Raw genomic sequence first — 19,313 nt, 5'->3', positions numbered from 1 at the left:
GACACCTCTTTTCCTTTCCTTAGTTACATCTACTTATTACAGTTTAATTTCGATATCTACACCGGACGGCAGATCCAAGCGCATCAAGGCATCCACAGTTTGTGGAGTTGGGTTCACAATATCGATCAAACGCTTATGAGTGCGTTGTTCGAATTGCTCCCGGGAATCCTTGTACTTGTGCACCGCACGGAGAATAGTAATAACTTGTTTTTCAGTTGGCAGCGGAATTGGCCCAGATACACCTGCACCCGAACGTTTTGCTGTCTCAACAATTTTCTCAGCGGATTGATCAAGAATTCTGTGATCGTATGCTTTCAAACGAATACGAATTTTTTGCTTTGCCATTGTAGTCCCTCCTTCTATCGCCCAATTTGGTATCGGACATACTCCGTGAAAATTTTCCAACCACCACCCCATGGCAAAGGGGCCGGGTGTGTCAGTAACCTCTCACATCATCGCACAGTCACAAACAACATTCTTATTATATAGAATATATAGGCTTAATGCAAGCATTAAACCAAAAAAATATAAAATAATAATATCATTGCAGATACGCTAATGAAAAAGCCCCCACCCGAAGGTGGAGGCTTCCGAATCGTTACAGTACAATGTTACTCGTTCCAGTACAATGTTGCTTATGTGATAAGGGATAATCCCTTATTATTTAATGATTGTTGCTACAGCGCCAGCGCCTACTGTACGTCCGCCTTCACGAATCGCGAAGCGAGTACCTTCTTCGATCGCGATTGGAGCGATCAGGTTAACTGTAACTGTGATGTTGTCACCAGGCATAACCATTTCAGTACCTTCTGGCAGGTTGATGATACCAGTTACGTCAGTTGTACGGAAGTAGAACTGTGGACGGTAGCCAGTGAAGAAAGGTTTGTGACGTCCACCCTCTTCTTTAGTCAAAACATACACTTGAGCAGTGAACTCAGTGTGTGGTTTAACGGAAGCAGGTTTAGCCAGTACTTGACCGCGCTCGATTTGAGTACGATCTACACCCCGAAGCAGTGCGCCGATGTTGTCACCAGCTTGAGCGGAATCCAGCAATTTACGGAACATTTCAACGCCCGTAACAACGGATTTTTTAGTTTCTTCTTGGATACCGATGATTTCGATTTCGTCACCGACTTTAACAGTACCACGCTCTACACGACCTGTAGCAACAGTACCACGACCAGTGATGGAGAATACATCCTCAACAGGCATCAAGAAAGGTTTTTCAGTGTCGCGCTCTGGAGTTGGGATGTAAGTATCGATTTCTTTGAACATCTCAACGATTTTTTGAGCCCACTCACCATCAGGGTTTTGCAGAGCTTCACGAGCGGAACCACGAGTGATTGGAGTGTCATCGCCTGGGAACTCATATTCGTTCAGCAGGTCACGAACTTCCATTTCAACCAGTTCAAGCAACTCTTCGTCTTCAACCATGTCGCATTTGTTCAAGAATACAACAATGTAAGGTACGCCTACTTGGCGGGACAGAAGGATGTGCTCACGAGTTTGTGGCATTGGGCCGTCAGCTGCGGATACAACCAGGATTGCTCCGTCCATTTGAGCTGCACCAGTGATCATGTTTTTAACATAGTCAGCGTGACCTGGGCAGTCAACGTGTGCATAGTGACGGTTGTCAGTTTCGTACTCAACGTGAGCTGTGGAGATTGTGATACCACGCTCTCTTTCTTCTGGAGCTTTATCGATTTGGTCGAACGCTACTGCAGCACCACCGTAAGTTTTGGACAATACAGTTGTGATTGCAGCAGTCAGAGTTGTTTTACCATGGTCAACGTGACCGATAGTACCAATGTTAACGTGCGGTTTATTACGCTCAAACTTAGCCTTTGCCATTTGAACAAGTCCTCCTCAATATCTTGGTTTTATGTGTAGACTGTCGGGGCGACACCTTATGAGTGAAGCTCCGCCAGTCCAGTTACACTTCAGGTGTATTACTCACCTTTTGTTTTGGACACAATTTCGTCCGCAATGCTCTTAGGAACTTCTTCATAGTGAGAGAGTTCCATGGAGAACACACCGCGTCCTTGTGTACCAGAACGAAGAGTTGTCGAGTATCCGAACATCTCGGACAAAGGCACCTTCGCACGGATGATTTGAGCACCACCGCGAGCATCCATACCTTCGATGCGTCCACGACGGGAGTTCAGCATACCCATAACGTCGCCCATGTACTCCTCAGGAACCGTTACTTCAACTTTCATAATCGGCTCGAGCAATACCGGCTTACATTTGTCTTTCGCAGCTTTCAGCGCCATCGAACCAGCAATTTTAAATGCCATTTCGTTGGAGTCAACATCATGGTAGGAACCATCAACGATGGTAGCCTTAACGTCAACAAGCGGGAAGCCTGCGATTACGCCGTTCTTCATTTGCTCTTCGATCCCTGCAAGAGCAGGTCCGATATATTCTCTCGGAACAGATCCACCAACTACTTTACTCTCGAACTGGCTTCCTGTACCTGCTTCAAGCGGCTCGAACTCAACCCATACGTGACCGTATTGACCACGACCACCAGATTGACGAACGAACTTACCTTCAACACGTGCAGGAGCACGGAATGTCTCACGATAGGCAACTTGTGGTTTACCTACGTTCGTCTCCACTTTGAACTCACGACGCATACGGTCGATGATGATATCCAAGTGAAGTTCACCCATACCAGCCAGGATAGTTTGTCCTGTTTCTTCGTTAGTAGAAGCGCGAAGAGTTGGATCCTCTTCAGTCAACTTACCCAGAGCTACGGACATCTTGTCTTGGTCAGCCTTAGTCTTAGGCTCAACCGCGATCTCGATAACCGGATCAGGGAAGTTCATGGACTCAAGGATAACTGGATGCTTCTCATCACACAGTGTATCACCTGTTCCAGTATCTTTCAAACCTACAGCTGCTGCAATATCACCGGAGAATACTTCTGTGATCTCTTGACGGCTGTTAGCATGCATTTGCAGGATACGTCCGATCCGCTCACGCTTGCCTTTAGTTGCATTCAATACGTAAGAACCGGATTGCAGAACACCGGAGTATACGCGGAAGAATGTCAATTTACCAACATAAGGGTCAGTCATGATTTTGAAAGCCAAGGCAGAGAATGGCTCTTCATCAGAAGAGTGACGCTCTACTTCAGTTCCATCTTCCAGGTGACCTTGAATGCTTGGTACGTCAACTGGCGCTGGCAGGTAGTCGATAACTGCATCCAGCATCAATTGAACACCTTTGTTACGGTATGAAGATCCACAGATAACTGGGAAGATCTTAACTTCTACTACACCTTTACGGAGAGCAGCTTTGATTTCCGCTACGGAAATCTCTTCACCCTCAAGGTATTTCATAGTCAGTTCTTCATCCAGCTCAGCAACCTTCTCGATCAGCTCATTGCGGAGCTCCTCGACTTGGTCTTTGAACTCATCTGGAATTTCTACCTCTTCGATGTTTTGACCCAGATCATCCTTGTACATGTGAGCTTTTTGCTCAACGATGTCAATGATACCTTGGAAGTCATTCTCAGCACCGATTGGCAGTTGGATTGCAACAGCGTTTGCCTGCAGGCGATCACGCATATCAGCAACAACGTTCAGGAAGTCAGCACCGATGATATCCATTTTGTTAACATATGCGATCCGTGGAACGCCGTAGCGATCAGCCTGTCTCCATACAGTTTCAGACTGAGGCTCAACGCCTTCCTTCGCACTGAAAACACCTACTGCTCCGTCCAATACACGAAGGGAACGTTCAACTTCAACAGTGAAGTCAACGTGCCCCGGGGTGTCGATGATATTAACGCGGTGACCCTTCCAAGCGGCTGTAGTCGCAGCGGATGTAATCGTAATTCCGCGCTCCTGTTCTTGCTCCATCCAGTCCATTGTCGCAGCACCCTCGTGAACCTCACCGATTTTGTGCGTACGGCCTGTGTAGAACAAGATCCGCTCAGTTGTTGTAGTTTTACCCGCATCAATATGAGCCATGATCCCGATATTACGTGTATTTTTCAAGGAGAACTCTCTTGCCATGAAATGGGTCTCCCTTCAAAATAGAAGTTATTTTGTAAAACTGAATCCTACCAGCGGTAGTGAGCGAATGCTTTGTTCGCTTCAGCCATTTTGTGCGTGTCTTCGCGTTTCTTAACGGAAGCGCCTGTGTTGTTGGATGCATCGATAATCTCAGCAGCCAAACGCTCTTCCATTGTCTTCTCACCGCGGTTGCGGGAGTAGTTCACGAGCCAACGAAGTCCCAGGGAAGTACGTCTCTCTGGCTTAACCTCGATTGGTACTTGGTAGTTAGCGCCGCCTACACGACGAGCTTTAACTTCCAGGACTGGCATGATATTCTTGATAGCTGCTTCGAAAACTTCCATTGGGTCATTCCCAGTACGTTCTTGGATAAGCTTGAACGCATTGTACAGAATGTTTTGAGCAACTCCGCGTTTTCCGTCGAGCATGATGCGATTGATCAGACGAGTAACCAACTTGCTGTTGTATACCGGATCAGGCAGCACGTCTCTCTTGGTAACTGGACCTTTGCGTGGCATGGATATCCCCCTTTCTCACATATTCACCGACATTCATGCCGGGATTGAATTCATTAAGCTTTTTTAGCTTTTGGACGCTTCGCACCATATTTGGAACGAGCTTGCATACGGTTGTTAACACCTGCAGTATCCAATGCACCGCGAACGATGTGGTAACGTACCCCTGGAAGGTCTTTTACCCGACCTCCACGAATCAGCACGACACTGTGCTCTTGCAGGTTATGTCCGATACCCGGAATGTAAGCAGTCACCTCTACACGGTTCGTCAAACGAACACGAGCATATTTACGAAGTGCGGAGTTCGGTTTTTTCGGAGTCATTGTACCTACACGAGTGCAGACACCACGCTTTTGTGGAGCACTGATTTCAGTAGCCTCACGTTTCAGAGCGTTGAATCCTCTTTGCAGAGCTGGTGATTTGGATTTGTAAATTTTAGCTTTACGGCCTTTACGCACCAATTGATTGATAGTTGGCATGTTAATTGCCACCTCCTTCCTCGATTTTTAAAATGATCTTTTGCAAACTCACTTTTAAGTCCACAGACCCAGGCGGTTCATAAAAGAACAAATGAAAAGTTCTTGCCTTTGATGCTTACAGAAGCACTGACAAAAACATTCCTTACGTTATTGTTTTACGATAGCAGCCATCGCTGCTCCCACTTCAATTCCGCAAGCTTTACCAAGCTCTTGCATGGTAGCTACAAGCGTAACCTTCACTTCTTGTCTGTTACACAGTTCAAGCAAGCGTGAAGCGAGGCGTGGATCTGCGTCCTGCGCCAGATATACCTCTGAGGCCAAACCCAATTCGACAGTCTTAAGTGTCTGCTTGGTACCGATCTTGACATGAGCATCTTGCAGTGCATATTCATTGTTAGACATTTCGCATTCCTCCGAAAAGACCTGAATATCTCAGCTGCAACTCACGCACCTTTGCTATATTAGCATTCCTAATAGACAATGTCAAGACATATATCTATTTCACAAAAAAACTCCGAAAATACTGCTACATCGCAATTCACGACCAGTTACGGCCATACATCGAGGCAGTATTTTCGGGAATTTTTTAATGCGGAGCGTGTCTACATCAGACAGCGCTCCTGAATATTTATGGGTACGTTACAGCAGCTTATTCAACGCTAGCTGTCTCCAGCTCTTCAGCAGACAATTCACCATTGTCAGCCTCGGCAAATCTTACACTGCGGTAACGGTTCATTCCCGTACCCGCTGGAATCAGCTTACCGATGATAACATTTTCTTTCAGACCAAGCAATTGGTCTACCTTGCCCTTGATTGCAGCATCGGTAAGTACGCGTGTCGTCTCCTGGAAGGAAGCCGCAGACAAGAAGGAGTCTGTCTCCAGGGAAGCTTTCGTAATACCGAGCAGGACTGGCTTGGCAACAGCCGGCTCATTACCACCAAGAATGGCAATCTTATTGGCTTGCTCATATTCATGAACATCCACGAAGGAGCCGGGTAGCAATGTCGTGTCACCAGCGTCAATGATACGAATTTTACGCAGCATTTGACGAATCATAACTTCAACGTGCTTGTCGTTGATCTCAACACCCTGGTTACGGTATACACGTTGAACCTCTTGCAGAATGTAGTTCTGCACACCGCGAACGCCTTTAATGCGCAGCATTTCCTTCGGATCGATAGAACCGTCGGTCAGCTCATCCCCTGCTTCAATGGTCATGCCTTCGCTTACGCGCAGACGAGAGCCATAAGTAACAGAGTATGTCTTAGTCTCAGCTTCACCCTCAACTTCAATCTCACGACGATCTTTACCTTCGCGGATCTCCTTGACGACGCCGTCAATTTCACTGATCGTAGCTTGACCTTTAGGGTTACGTGCTTCGAACAGCTCCTGAATACGAGGCAAACCTTGTGTGATATCGTCTCCAGCTACGCCCCCGGTATGGAACGTACGCATCGTGAGCTGTGTTCCTGGCTCCCCGATGGATTGAGCTGCGATGATACCGACCGCTTCACCGATCTCCACGTGCTTGCCAGTCGCAAGGTTGCGACCATAGCACTTCTTGCAGACACCGTGCTTCGCACGGCAGCTGAGTACGGAGCGAATCTGCAGCTTAGCTACACCAGCTTTGACAATGGCTTCGGCTTTGTCAGAATCGATCAGCTCGTTACGGCGAGCCAATACTTCACCCGTTTCTGGATGACGAACTGTCTCGAAGCAGTAACGACCTTCAATACGGTCATACAGATCCTCGATAACCTCTTTACCGTCTTGGATACGGCTTACTGTGAAGCCTTTATCCGTACCGCAATCCTCATCGCGAACGATAACGTCCTGAGCTACGTCTACCAGACGGCGAGTCAGGTAACCGGAATCCGCTGTACGCAGCGCCGTATCCGCCAGACCTTTACGTGCACCGTGTGTGGAGATGAAGTACTCGAGAACCGTAAGACCTTCACGGAAGTTCGATTTAATTGGGAGTTCGATGATACGACCTGATGGATTCGCCATCAGACCACGCATACCGCCCAGCTGGGTAATCTGCGATTTGTTACCACGCGCTTTGGAATCCACCATCATCATAATGGAATTATAACGATCCATGGACTTCATCAGCACTTCGGTAATATCATCTTTTGCTTTAGACCAGATATCAATGATTCTATCGTAACGCTCTTCGTTCGTAATCAGACCACGACGGTACTGGTTCGTAACGATTTGCGCTTTATCATCGGATGCCTTCAGGATCTCCTGCTTCTCATGCGGTACGACTACGTCTGCTACGGCTACGGTTACACCCGCACGAGTAGAGTACGTGAAGCCAAGCTGCTTGATCTTATCCAAGATCACTGCAGTCAGCGTCGTATGGTAGATCTCGAAGCAACGGGCGATAATGTTACCCAGATAATCCTTACCAACACCACCAGCTTGAGGCGCATTCTGAATAGCTTCGTTCAGATTGACACCCTTCTCGTATACGAAGAACTCCTCAGCTGTACCCTGCAGCAGGTTCGCACGGGTAGCGTCGTTAATATACGGGAAGCTTGGCGGGAAGATTTCGTTGAAAATGATTTTACCGATCGTTGTGATCAGCAAAGCACCTTGTTGTTTTTCGGTAAAGCTCGTTTTGCCCAAAGACTTAACCGGGATAGCTACACGCGCATGCAGACCGGCGATACCGCGTTGGTATGCGGACACCGCTTCATGTACGTCACGCAGCACCATGTTGCTGCCGATTTCTTCTTTGTTGTCCATTGTCAGATAGTAAGAGCCCAAGACCATATCCTGAGACGGAGTAACAACAGGCTTGCCGTCCTTAGGGTTCAGGATATTACCGGAAGCGAGCATCAGAAGCCGTGCTTCAGCTTGTGCTTCAGCGGACAATGGTACGTGAACCGCCATTTGGTCACCATCGAAGTCAGCGTTGTAGGCTGTACATACGAGTGGATGCAGACGAATCGCACGTCCTTCTACCAGGATTGGCTCGAATGCCTGAATACCAAGACGGTGAAGCGTAGGGGCACGGTTCAGCAGAACCGGGTGCTCCTTGATAACTTCTTCAAGAACATCCCATACTTCAGCGCTCACGCGTTCAACCTTGCGCTTCGCACTCTTGATATTATGAGCCAGACCTTTATTAACAAGCTCCTTCATAACAAATGGCTTGAACAGCTCCAGTGCCATTTCTTTCGGGAGACCACATTGATACATTTTCAGGTAAGGACCTACTACGATAACGGAACGACCGGAATAGTCAACCCGTTTACCGAGAAGGTTCTGCCGGAAACGACCTTGCTTACCCTTCAGCATATGGCTGAGGGATTTAAGCGGACGGTTACCTGGTCCAGTAACAGGACGACCGCGACGACCATTGTCGATCAGCGCATCAACAGCTTCCTGTAGCATCCGTTTTTCGTTCTGTACGATAATGTCAGGAGCACCGAGGTCCAACAGTCTTTTCAGACGGTTGTTACGGTTGATTACGCGACGATACAGATCATTCAGGTCAGACGTCGCAAAACGTCCACCATCCAGCTGTACCATTGGACGCAATTCTGGCGGGATAACCGGAAGGACATCCATAATCATCCAGTCTGGTTGGTTACCAGAGTTGCGGAATGCCTCAATAACCTCAAGGCGCTTGATAGCACGGTTACGACGTTGTCCCTGAGCTGTACGCAGCTCTTCCTTTAGGAACTCCAGTTCTTTCTCGATGTCCAGATCTTGGAGGAGCTTCTTAACAGCCTCTGCTCCCATACCAGCCTGGAATCCATAGCCGTATTTCTCACGATAGCTGCGGTATTCCTTCTCGGAGAGCAATTGCTTCTTTTCGAGCGGTGTATCACCTGGATCAGTGACTACGTAGGAAGCGAAGTAGATGATCTCTTCCAGGGATCTTGGAGACATATCGAGCGCAAGGCCCATACGGCTTGGAATCCCTTTGAAATACCAGATATGCGAAACTGGAGCAGCCAGCTCAATGTGGCCCATCCGTTCACGGCGAACCTTGGCGCGGGTTACTTCGACACCACAACGGTCACATACAACGCCCTTATAACGGACACGTTTGTATTTACCACAGTGACATTCCCAGTCCTTCGTCGGTCCGAAAATCTTTTCGCAAAACAGTCCTTCTTTTTCCGGTTTCAACGTACGGTAGTTAATTGTCTCCGGTTTTTTGACTTCTCCGCGGGACCAAGAGCGAATTTTTTCCGGGGAAGCAAGCCCGATCTTCATATATTCGAAATTGTTGACGTCCAACAAGGAGCAACCCTCCTTAACCCAATCCTATGTTCTAGGTTCCACACCGGAGAGAATTCTCTCCGGTACGGGAGCCTGCAGAATACCATTGCTGTAGACGAATATCAGCGGCACTTGCCGGAGCTTATTCAGCTCCGACTTCAGCACCTTCCAAGTTAAGGCTCAGCTTGTCGCCTGTGTTATCGTCCTCGTCGTCGATTTCTTTCATTTCAATTTCCTGCTCGTCTTCAGAGAGAATCTTGACGTCCATCCCCAAGCTTTGCAGCTCCTTGATCAATACCTTGAAGGATTCAGGCACGCCTGGTTCTGGAACATTCTCGCCCTTCACGATGGATTCGTACGTTTTCACACGGCCGACCACATCGTCAGATTTGACGGTAAGGATCTCTTGAAGTGTATAAGCAGCACCATAAGCCTCAAGTGCCCATACTTCCATCTCACCGAAACGCTGTCCACCAAACTGAGCTTTACCACCCAGCGGCTGTTGCGTAACGAGAGAGTATGGTCCAGTGGAACGGGCATGGATTTTATCATCAACCATGTGCGCCAGTTTGATCATATGCATGACGCCTACAGTAACTTCACGCTCAAAACGGTCGCCTGTACGTCCATCGTACAGTACGGTCTTACCATTACGCTGCATACCTGCTTCTTCCATGGTATCGAATACATCGTACTCGTTCGCTCCGTCGAAGACCGGAGTAGCCACGTGAATTCCCAGACGCATTGCCGCCATACCCAAGTGAACCTCGAGTACCTGACCAATGTTCATCCGTGATGGTACCCCCAGCGGGTTCAGAACGACCTGAACCGGAGTACCGTCCGGCAGGAACGGCATATCCTCTTCTGGCAGAATACGGGCAACGACACCCTTGTTACCGTGACGTCCGGCCATCTTATCGCCTTCGGAGATTTTACGTTTTTGGGCAATGTATACGCGAACCAGCTGATTCACACCTGGTGGCAGTTCATCACCGTTCTCACGAGTGAACACCTTAACGTCCACAACGATACCGTCAGTACCGTGTGGTACACGCAGGGAGGTATCACGCACCTCGCGCGCTTTCTCACCGAAGATCGCATGCAAGAGACGCTCTTCCGCCGTCAGCTCCGTTACACCCTTCGGTGTAACTTTACCTACGAGAATATCGCCTGCGCCAATCTCGGCACCAATACGGATAATACCACGCTCATCCAGATTGCGGAGCGCTTCTTCGCCCACGTTCGGGATATCACGCGTAATTTCTTCAGGACCAAGCTTCGTGTCACGTGCTTCGGATTCGTATTCCTCAATATGAATGGAGGTGTATACATCCTCTTTCACAAGCTTCTCACTCAGCAGGATCGCATCCTCGTAGTTGTAACCTTCCCAAGTCATGAATGCTACGACTACGTTACGTCCCAATGCCAATTCGCCCATCTCTGTGGATGGTCCGTCTGCAAGAATGTCGCCCTTCTTGACGGCATCCCCACGTTTCACAATTGGACGCTGATTGATGCATGTTCCTTGGTTCGAACGCATAAATTTGTGTAATTTATATTTAACAATGTCGCCTTTGACTTCTTGACCGTCCACTAATTCAACCCGGCGCAGCCAGATCTCATTCGCAGAGGAACGCTCAATAATTCCGTCATATTTGGACACAATACACACACCAGAGTCTTTCGCAGCCTTATGCTCCATTCCTGTACCTACCAGCGGAGCCTTCGGAATCAGAAGCGGAACAGCCTGACGTTGCATGTTAGATCCCATGAGCGCACGGTTGGAGTCATCGTTCTCAAGGAACGGAATGAGCGCCGTCGCTACGGATACAACCTGCTTCGGTGATACGTCCATGTAGTCAACACGGCTACTTTGCATCGGAATGATGTTGTCGGATTGTTTGTTGTAACGCACAATTACGACTTCATCCTTGAAGGTATTCTCTTCTGTCAGCTCCGCATTCGCCTGTGCCACGACATAGTTATCCTCTTCGTCAGCCGTCAGATAATCAATCTGTGTAGTAACTTGGCTGTTCTTAGGATCAACCCAACGATAAGGTGCTTCAATGAAGCCATACTCATTGATCCGCGCAAAGGTGGACAAGGAGTTGATCAGACCGATGTTCGGTCCTTCCGGTGTCTCGATTGGACACATACGACCGTAGTGACTCGGGTGAACGTCCCGTACTTCCATGCCCGCACGCTCACGTGTCAGACCGCCTGGTCCCAGTGCTGATAGACGACGCTTATGCGTCAGTTCAGCCAGTGGGTTGGTCTGATCCATGAACTGAGACAATTGGGAGCTTCCGAAGAACTCTTTAATGGATGCGATAACGGGACGTATGTTGATCAGGGCCTGTGGTGTAATCACATTTGCATCCTGAATCGACATTCTCTCACGAACTACACGCTCCATACGGGATAGACCGATACGGAACTGATTCTGCAGCAACTCACCTACAGAACGCAGACGACGGTTACCCAAGTGGTCAATGTCATCGGTGCTACCGATTCCGTGAAGCAAGTTGATGAAGTAGCTAATCGACGAAATGATGTCCGCAGGAGTTACGTTCTTCACGGATTTATCAATATTGCCGTTAGCGATCAACTTGATTACCTTGCCATCCTCGATCGGCGAGAACACGTCAATCGTCTGGAGAGGAATATCATTGCTGTCCAGTACACCGCTCGCTACATGATAAGTGCGGTGGCCAACAGTGCTCTCCAGATGCGGCATGATCTCATCCAGCAGACGACGGTCCACCATTTGACCCGCCTCGGCAATGATTTCACCTGTAGTGGTATCTACCAGTGACTCAGCCAGACGTTGGTTGAACAGACGGTTCTTGATGTGCAGCTTTTTGTTGATTTTGTAACGACCTACATTAGCCAGGTCATAACGTTTTGGATCAAAGAAACGCGCTACGAGCAAGCTCTTGGCGTTATCCAGCGTAGGCGGCTCACCCGGACGAAGACGCTCGTAAATCTCAATGAGGGCCTTTTCCGTAGAATCGGTGTTATCCTTGTCCAGTGTGTTGCGAATATATTCGTCATTGCCAAGCAAATCCAGAATCTCGGCATCGGTGCCGAACCCCAGAGCACGCAGCAGAACAGTAACCGGAATCTTACGGGTACGGTCAATGCGGACATAGATAATATCCTTCGCGTCCATTTCCAGCTCAAGCCAGGCTCCGCGGTTAGGAATTACTGTTGCCGTATAGGCCTGTTTACCGTTTTTATCTACTTTAGTACTGAAATAGACGCTGGGAGAGCGAACCAACTGGCTGACGATAACCCGTTCCGCACCGTTAATAATAAACGTACCGGTCTCGGTCATCAGCGGGAAGTCTCCCATAAATACTTCCTGCTCTTTAACTTCTCCGGTTTCTTTATTAATAAGCCGGACCTTTACACGCAGAGGCGCTGCATACGTGACGTCGCGTTCCTTCGCATCGTCAACTGTATATTTAGGCTCCCCGAGGCTGTAATCGATGAATTCCAGCACCAGATTTCCCGTAAAATCCTGAATTGGCGAGATATCCTGGAACATTTCACGCAATCCTTCTTCAAGGAACCAGTCATACGATTTCTGCTGGATCTCAATCAGATTGGGAACTTCGAGTACCTCGTTAATTCGTGCATAACTGCGCCGAGTGCGTCGACCATATTGAACAAGATGTCCTGCCAACTTTAACTCACCCCTCATGTCTACTCACTTAAAAATTTCATTGCGAACCTCTGTTTGGAGCCGTATAATGAACTCATACAGAAGAGCATGTAACACACATACCACACAAATAAAGAAAAGCCCTTACTCGAATTCATTCGAAAAAAGAGCGACTCATCTGTGAGGTCTTCCTGCCGGAACCACATTATTACTTGTAGATTTACCCAAAATGGTTATATTATACGTAGAGAAGGACTTATCCATGCCTAATTCTCGTATAAAATAGTTGACATTTCAGCAAACTAAAGCCATAAAGGGCATCCTAATACTGACATTATACAATAATATCATAGGCTATGACCTAAGTCAATGGTCTTATTCGAATTTTCTGTAATTATTTACTTGCCTTAAATATCCGATAGCCTTTGTCCTTGGTGACTTCCTCGACCTGTGAAAATAACTCCTCCAGCTTGGCTCGTGCCGATGGCGCACCTTGCTTCTTCTGAATGACTACCCACAGTGTTCCGCCTTCCTTCACATGAACCGCAGCCTGCTCAAAGATCGAATGCACCGTTTGCTTACCGGCCCGTATAGGCGGATTGGTCAGAATCACATCGAATTGCTGTCCTTGCACAGCCTCTAGCCGATCACTCTGCATCACAGTCACATTCTTAATCCCGTTGTTGCTTGCATTTTCTTTGCTCAGTTGAACTGCCCGCTCATTAATGTCCAGCATCGTTACATGACCCGAAGGATTCAGGCGTGCTGCCACAAGACCTATCGGCCCATATCCGCAGCCCACATCCAAAATGCTTGCACCCACCGGCAGCTCCATGGCCTCGATCAACACTCGACTGCCATAGTCCACTCCATCCCTAGAAAATACCCCGGCATCACTAATAAAGCGAAGAGAACGTCCGCGCAGCTCCGTCTCCAGCACACGCCGATCATGTCCCACACTCGGGCTATTGGAATAATAATGCTCAGACATCATCTGCCCACCTTTGGTTTTGTTATGATCGCGGTCCGTCTCCTGAGAGTACGATGATAGAGGGTTTCTTAACATCCTATCCATCTCCAGGTTTTTTCAGACATCTATACTGAACAAACTACAGCAATAAACCCCTTGAAGAATACTCCAAGGGGTTTATTACTAACCTCATAGCAAAATACTATTTCAGCTCGATTGTAGCGCCTGCTTCTTCCAGCTTAGCTTTGATGGACTCAGCTTCTTCTTTGCCCACTTTTTCTTTAACTGGCTTTGGAGCGTTGTCAACAAGCTCTTTAGCTTCTTTCAGGCCGAGACCTGTAACTTCACGAACTGCTTTGATAACGTTGATTTTGGATGCGCCTGGGTTAGTCAGAACTACATCAAACTCGGATTGCTCAGCTTCAGCAGCGCCACCAGCAGCTCCGCCTACTACTGCTACTGGAGCAGCAGCTGTTACGCCGAATTCTTCTTCGATTGCTTTAACAAGATCGTTCAGTTCCAGTACAGTCATACCTTTAATTGCTTCCAAGATTTGCTCTTTACTCATGGTTGAACCTCCGTTTATATAATAGTTTTTTTGTTTATACCATTACTGCCGTCGCAGAACCGAATAATCGATTATGCGCTTTGCTCTTCCTTCTCGGCAACAGCTTTAACTGCAAGCGCGAAGTTGCGCACAGGAGCTTGAAGCACGCTGAGGAGCATGGAAAGGAGACCTTCGCGGGATGGCAGTTCTGCCAGTGCTTTAATTTCTTCAGCACCAACTACACGACCCTCTACTACTCCGCCTTTCAGTTTCAAAGCATCGTTCTTTTTAGCAAAATCATTAAGGATTTTTGCTGGAGCAACAGCATCGTCAACGCTGAACGCGATTGCGGTAGGACCCGTCAATACTTCGTCCAGTTCAGACAGTTCTGCAGCTGCAGTTGCACGACGCAACAATGTGTTCTTCAGTACTTGAAGTTCTACGCCTGCTTCACGCAGTTGCTTGCGCAGCTCAGTTACTTGAGCAACATTCAGACCACGATAGTCAGCAACAACAGTAGTTGCGCTCTCGCGCAGCTTTGCAGTTACAGCTTCAACGGCTTCTTGTTTTGCTTGAATCACTTTTGCATTTGCCAAACTGTACACCTCCTGATGAAATTTATTCACTTCTAATGAAGATCCCTAGATCTCACTACAAGTAGGCTACTTGAGCACAAGAAAAGCCTCCGTAGCAATCACGAAGGCTTGATAAATCAACATGAGCGGTAACAACCGCCGCATGAGTCGTTCTATCATAACACCTCGGTAGGAAATTAAGCCTGATGGCACCTACTGTCTACGGTAAGCATATTCAAATTTAACGGTCAATCTTCCGTAACCAACTTTAATATAATAACAGATCAGACTGAACTAGTCAATCAAAATTTATTATCTAAAGCTAGCTGTGTTTACACGAGCACTTGGGCTCATTGTGGAAGATACTGCGATGTTCTTCAGGTATACACCTTTAGCAGCCGCAGGCTTCGCGCGGTTCAGGGCATCAACCAGAGCTTTGAGGTTCTCACCCAGTTGCTCAGCTGTGAAGGACGCTTTACCGATTGGCGCGTGAATTTGACCAGCTTTGTCGAGACGGTATTCGATTTTACCAGCTTTGATTTCTTGAACAGCTTTGGCAACATCGAAAGTAACTGTTCCTGCTTTAGGGTTAGGCATGAGACCTTTACCACCGAGCAGACGACCCAGTTTACCAACCTCGCTCATCATATCTGGTGTAGCTACGCAGACATCGAATTCGAACCAGCCTTGTTGGATTTTGTTGATCATATCTTGATCACCAACATAATCAGCACCAGCTGCTTCTGCTTCTTTCACTTTGTCGCCTTTAGCGAACACCAAGACGCGTTGGGTTTTACCAGTACCGTGCGGCAATACAACTACGCCACGAACGGCTTGGTCTTGTTTACGAGCGTCAACGCCCAGACGAACTGCTACTTCAACGGTCTCGTCGAATTTTGCAGTCGCTGCCTTTTTCACCAGTTCAACGGCTTCCAAAGGCTCGTAAGTTGCTTCGCTATCGATCAGCTTAGCAGCTTCCAGGTATTTCTTACCGTGTTTAGCCATTTTCATTTCCTCCTTTGTGGTATTAGCGGATATACCTCCCACATGAATCGGTACAAAGCCGATTGTCGAAGCTTACGATTAATCTTCGATGGTGATACCCATGCTGCGAGCAGTACCTTCAACCATACGCATAGCTGCTTCAACGGAAGCTGCGTTCAGGTCAGGCATTTTTTGCTCAGCGATTTGACGAACAGTATCGCGTTTTACAGTAGCTACTTTCGTTTTGTTCGGCACGCCGGAACCTTTTTCGATTTTAGCAGCAACTTTCAACAGAACTGCAGCCGGTGGAGTTTTTGTGATGAAAGTAAAGGAACGATCTTCAAACACAGAAATTTCAACCGGAATGATCAGGCCTGCTTGATCAGCAGTACGAGCATTGAATTCCTTACAGAATGCCATGATGTTGACACCTGCTTGACCCAAAGCCGGACCTACTGGAGGCGCTGGATTCGCTTTACCTGCAGGGATCTGCAGTTTTACCATTTTGATTACCTTTTTTGCCATGGTGACACCTCCTTGACTCAATAGTGGTACAATGGATCAGATGATCCTCCCACAAGAAACCTTAAGAAAACCTATATTTTCTCCACTTGAGTATAATCCAACTCCAGCGGGGTTTCCCGTCCAAACATGTTGACATGCACTTTCAACTTGCTTTTGTCAGCCAATATTTCTTCCACGGAGCCCACAAAATTCGCAAATGGACCAACTTTAATCCGAACGGATTCCTTCACGTCGAATTCAATCTTCGGTTTCGGCTCGACCATACCCATATGCTTCAGAATCTGCTCAACTTCCTCAGGAAGCAAAGGCGTAGGCTTGGAACCAGAACCCGTCGATCCTACAAATCCGGTTACACCCGGTGTATTGCGTACAACATACCAGGAATCATCGGTTTGAATCATTTCGACCAAGACATAACCCGGGTAAACTTTACGCATGACAGTCTTTTTCTTACCGTCTTTGTTTACCAGTTCTTCTTCCATCGGAACAAGAACTCGGAATATCTTGTCCTCCATGCCCATGGACTCAACGCGTTTTTCCAAATTGGCTTTGACTTTGTTCTCATACCCAGAATAGGTATGAACGACATACCATCTTTTTTCCATATCAAGCCACCTGGGACCCTTCTTAAATAATCGCTTCGATCACAGCAGAGATGCCGATATCCAGAACCCAAAAATAAATTGTGACAAACGCAATTGTACCGATAACGATCAACGTATAGTTCGTCAACTCTTTACGATTGGGCCAGCGAACTTTCTTGAGTTCAGCCCAGCTTTCAGAGAAAAAGGAAATCAGAGACTTGAAACTACGTTTCACGCCGACTACACCTCCAAAAAACTATCTAGTTTCCCGATGAGGAGTCTGCTCGTTACAGAACTTGCAGAATTTCTTCATCTCCATGCGGTCAGGGTGATTACGCTTGTTTTTGGTCGTAGTGTAATTTCTTTGTTTGCAAGTTGTACAAGCCAAAGTAATTATTACCCGCATGATGTGCACCTCCCGAAGACATCCAAAAAAGACGGAGTCTCTAAATTGATCCTAAAAAAACGCGAATTTAGGCCTACCTAAAACACTTTATCACAAGGGGGTAGTCATGTCAACGAATGTTTGTAGTCATTTTCTCTGATTTATTTTCCGCATCTTGCTGTCTAAATCCCAAACGGCTAAAGGCTTCTGGCCACAATCACCAGATTGGATATCCATACATTCATATGCCAGTATTTATCAAATCGCAGCGTTATAAACCTCCGACTTGTCGACAACCAACATTTTGTACCGTTTGATGTCATTGCTCTTGTGAAATACATAGACGGATGAATCATTTCGATCCCTCATTGCTGAAATTGGAGACTACACTTCAGATTACTCACTTTAGACTTTGTAGAATAGTCTCCAACAAAAAAAGACTCGAATCACTGAGCCTTTTCTCGAAACGTATATACTAATTATCGCGAACTTCTAGGTATTTTTCAAGCTTTCGTTTGACTCGCTGCAAAGCGTTGTCTATGGACTTCACATGACGGTTCAAATCCACTGCAATTTCTTGATAGGAACGTCCATCGAGATATAACATTAATACCTTGCGCTCCAGATCGCTCAATATCTCAGACATCTTGTCTTCCAGGCCGACAAATTCTTCCTGATTGATAATTAATTCCTCAGGGTCACTGACCTGCGAACCGCAGATGACATCCATCAATGTACGATCCGACTCTTCATCATAAATAGGTTTGTCCAGCGACACGTAAGAGTTCAAAGGAATATGCTTCTGACGTGTGGCCGTCTTGATCGCCGTAATAATCTGTCGCGTGATACATAATTCCGCAAACGCTTTAAAGGAAGCCAGCTTATCACCCTTGAAATCACGAATGGACTTATACAGACCAATCATGCCTTCTTGAATGATGTCTTCGCGATCGGCACCGATCAGAAAATAAGATCTGGCCTTCGCGCGAACAAAGTTCCGATACTTGTTGATCAGGAACTCCAGAGCCTCGCTGTCACCTTCATGGACCGCTGCAACAATGTCTTCATCATCCCTGTAATCATAATCAGATAACATGATATCCTTGAGGTCGACACTCACTTAACAATCCCTCCGGCCGCAACGCAAGGTCCCCGTTACTTCTCTCAAAATATACGACAAGTATAAGCGAACGCATACGACAACGTCAACTGAACTTTCCACAATTATCATAAAGGAGGATAATTAATGTGTAATTTGTAAAAATTTAAAATTATTTGGAGAAGATTAGGATCACTCTCTGCGCCAGCGCTCGAATAGCTTTCTCATCTCTGGCGAAAGCTTTGCATCCAGTGTATTGCCCTTTGAGCGCTGCTGATCCAGCTCAATCCTTTGCTTCACCTGTCGCTCGGACTCCTGCACCTCAATCTTCAGCTCACGGGCAGATACCCGTAAAGCTCCCTGAGCAAAAGCCACATGCTGCTCCACCTGATCGCTTGTTGCCACATAGATCGTTCGACGCCTCGTACTTAACTCCCGGACCAGACGCTCGATGCATTCGTCTGCCGTCTCTTTCTCCTTGGTAAAGTAAATCTGTACTTTGCTATGTGTAAAAGATTTGCCAAGCCCGGGTACACGATACGCATCAAATACAACGATGACCCTTCTCCCCGAAAAGGCCTGATGATCCGCGAGCCTCTCCAGCAGACTGTCCCGTGCCTCCTGCAAGCTGTACTGCGCCAATGCGGAAAGTTCGGACCAGGCCCCGATCATGTTATAACCGTCCACAAGCAGAACATCCCGCATATCAGCCATA

At 47.3% G+C, this 19,313-nt stretch carries 18 protein-coding genes and 1 other annotated feature; all 18 genes read right to left on the bottom strand.

What is annotated here, in order from left to right; genetic code table 11:
- Positions 1-36: 36 nt before the first annotated feature.
- The gene (rpsJ, locus tag D328_RS0127315) at positions 37-345 is read right to left on the bottom strand and encodes a 30S ribosomal protein S10 (protein ID WP_009226637.1); all 309 of its coding nucleotides are present in this window, start codon (positions 343-345) and stop codon (positions 37-39) included.
- A 315-nt stretch (positions 346-660) separates the two neighbouring features.
- Entirely contained in the window at positions 661-1,851 is a 1,191-nt protein-coding gene (tuf, locus tag D328_RS0127310; protein ID WP_018888221.1) for an elongation factor Tu, read from the bottom strand.
- Between the two features lie 98 nt (positions 1,852-1,949).
- Positions 1,950-4,025, bottom strand: coding sequence for an elongation factor G (gene fusA / locus D328_RS0127305; protein WP_018888220.1), 2,076 nt, complete (start codon positions 4,023-4,025; stop codon positions 1,950-1,952).
- Positions 4,026-4,072: 47 nt separating this feature from the next.
- The gene (gene rpsG, locus D328_RS0127300; RefSeq protein ID WP_018888219.1) at positions 4,073-4,543 is read right to left on the bottom strand and encodes a 30S ribosomal protein S7; all 471 of its coding nucleotides are present in this window, start codon (positions 4,541-4,543) and stop codon (positions 4,073-4,075) included.
- A gap of 53 nt (positions 4,544-4,596) precedes the next feature.
- Entirely contained in the window at positions 4,597-5,019 is a 423-nt protein-coding gene (gene rpsL, locus D328_RS0127295) for a 30S ribosomal protein S12 (RefSeq protein WP_018888218.1), read from the bottom strand.
- Positions 5,020-5,166: 147 nt separating this feature from the next.
- Positions 5,167-5,421, bottom strand: a complete 255-nt coding sequence (locus D328_RS0127290; RefSeq protein WP_018888217.1) for a ribosomal L7Ae/L30e/S12e/Gadd45 family protein — start codon at positions 5,419-5,421, stop codon at positions 5,167-5,169.
- Positions 5,422-5,668: 247 nt separating this feature from the next.
- Positions 5,669-9,283 carry a DNA-directed RNA polymerase subunit beta' gene (rpoC, locus tag D328_RS0127285; RefSeq protein WP_018888216.1) on the bottom strand — a complete coding sequence of 1,205 codons (3,615 nt, stop codon included), beginning with the start codon at positions 9,281-9,283 and terminating at the stop codon, positions 5,669-5,671.
- 121 nt (positions 9,284-9,404) lie between these two features.
- Positions 9,405-12,950 (bottom strand): DNA-directed RNA polymerase subunit beta, encoded by a 3,546-nt coding sequence (rpoB, locus tag D328_RS0127280; RefSeq protein ID WP_018888215.1) that lies wholly within the window; start codon positions 12,948-12,950, stop codon positions 9,405-9,407.
- Between the two features lie 373 nt (positions 12,951-13,323).
- The gene (locus D328_RS0127275) at positions 13,324-13,920 is read right to left on the bottom strand and encodes a class I SAM-dependent methyltransferase (RefSeq protein WP_018888214.1); all 597 of its coding nucleotides are present in this window, start codon (positions 13,918-13,920) and stop codon (positions 13,324-13,326) included.
- A 181-nt stretch (positions 13,921-14,101) separates the two neighbouring features.
- On the bottom strand, positions 14,102-14,467 hold the full coding sequence (gene rplL / locus D328_RS0127270; protein ID WP_018888213.1) for a 50S ribosomal protein L7/L12: 366 nt from the start codon (positions 14,465-14,467) through the stop codon (positions 14,102-14,104).
- Between the two features lie 71 nt (positions 14,468-14,538).
- A complete protein-coding gene (gene rplJ / locus D328_RS0127265) occupies positions 14,539-15,042 on the bottom strand; it encodes a 50S ribosomal protein L10 (RefSeq protein ID WP_018888212.1) in 504 nt (167 codons plus the stop codon).
- Between the two features lie 70 nt (positions 15,043-15,112).
- Positions 15,113-15,265: a sequence feature (ribosomal protein L10 leader region), on the bottom strand.
- A 68-nt stretch (positions 15,266-15,333) separates the two neighbouring features.
- Positions 15,334-16,026, bottom strand: coding sequence for a 50S ribosomal protein L1 (gene rplA, locus D328_RS0127260; RefSeq protein WP_018888211.1), 693 nt, complete (start codon positions 16,024-16,026; stop codon positions 15,334-15,336).
- Between the two features lie 78 nt (positions 16,027-16,104).
- Positions 16,105-16,530, bottom strand: coding sequence for a 50S ribosomal protein L11 (gene rplK / locus D328_RS0127255; RefSeq protein WP_018888210.1), 426 nt, complete (start codon positions 16,528-16,530; stop codon positions 16,105-16,107).
- Positions 16,531-16,601: 71 nt separating this feature from the next.
- The gene (gene nusG, locus D328_RS0127250; RefSeq protein WP_018888209.1) at positions 16,602-17,135 is read right to left on the bottom strand and encodes a transcription termination/antitermination protein NusG; all 534 of its coding nucleotides are present in this window, start codon (positions 17,133-17,135) and stop codon (positions 16,602-16,604) included.
- Between the two features lie 22 nt (positions 17,136-17,157).
- Positions 17,158-17,349 (bottom strand): preprotein translocase subunit SecE, encoded by a 192-nt coding sequence (gene secE / locus D328_RS0127245; RefSeq protein WP_018888208.1) that lies wholly within the window; start codon positions 17,347-17,349, stop codon positions 17,158-17,160.
- A gap of 21 nt (positions 17,350-17,370) precedes the next feature.
- Positions 17,371-17,520, bottom strand: a complete 150-nt coding sequence (rpmG, locus tag D328_RS30910; RefSeq protein ID WP_081625363.1) for a 50S ribosomal protein L33 — start codon at positions 17,518-17,520, stop codon at positions 17,371-17,373.
- Between the two features lie 454 nt (positions 17,521-17,974).
- Positions 17,975-18,619, bottom strand: a complete 645-nt coding sequence (gene sigH / locus D328_RS0127240; RefSeq protein ID WP_018888207.1) for an RNA polymerase sporulation sigma factor SigH — start codon at positions 18,617-18,619, stop codon at positions 17,975-17,977.
- A 171-nt stretch (positions 18,620-18,790) separates the two neighbouring features.
- Entirely contained in the window at positions 18,791-19,312 is a 522-nt protein-coding gene (locus tag D328_RS0127235; protein ID WP_018888206.1) for an NYN domain-containing protein, read from the bottom strand.
- Position 19,313 lies beyond the last annotated feature (1 nt).

Origin of the sequence: Paenibacillus massiliensis 2301065 = DSM 16942, assembly GCF_000377505.1 — a bacterium.
GTDB classification, from domain to species: Bacteria; Bacillota; Bacilli; order Paenibacillales; family Paenibacillaceae; genus Paenibacillus; species Paenibacillus massiliensis.
Note: the sequence above shows the minus strand (reverse complement) of the source record. Positions and strands in the feature narration are given on the sequence as shown.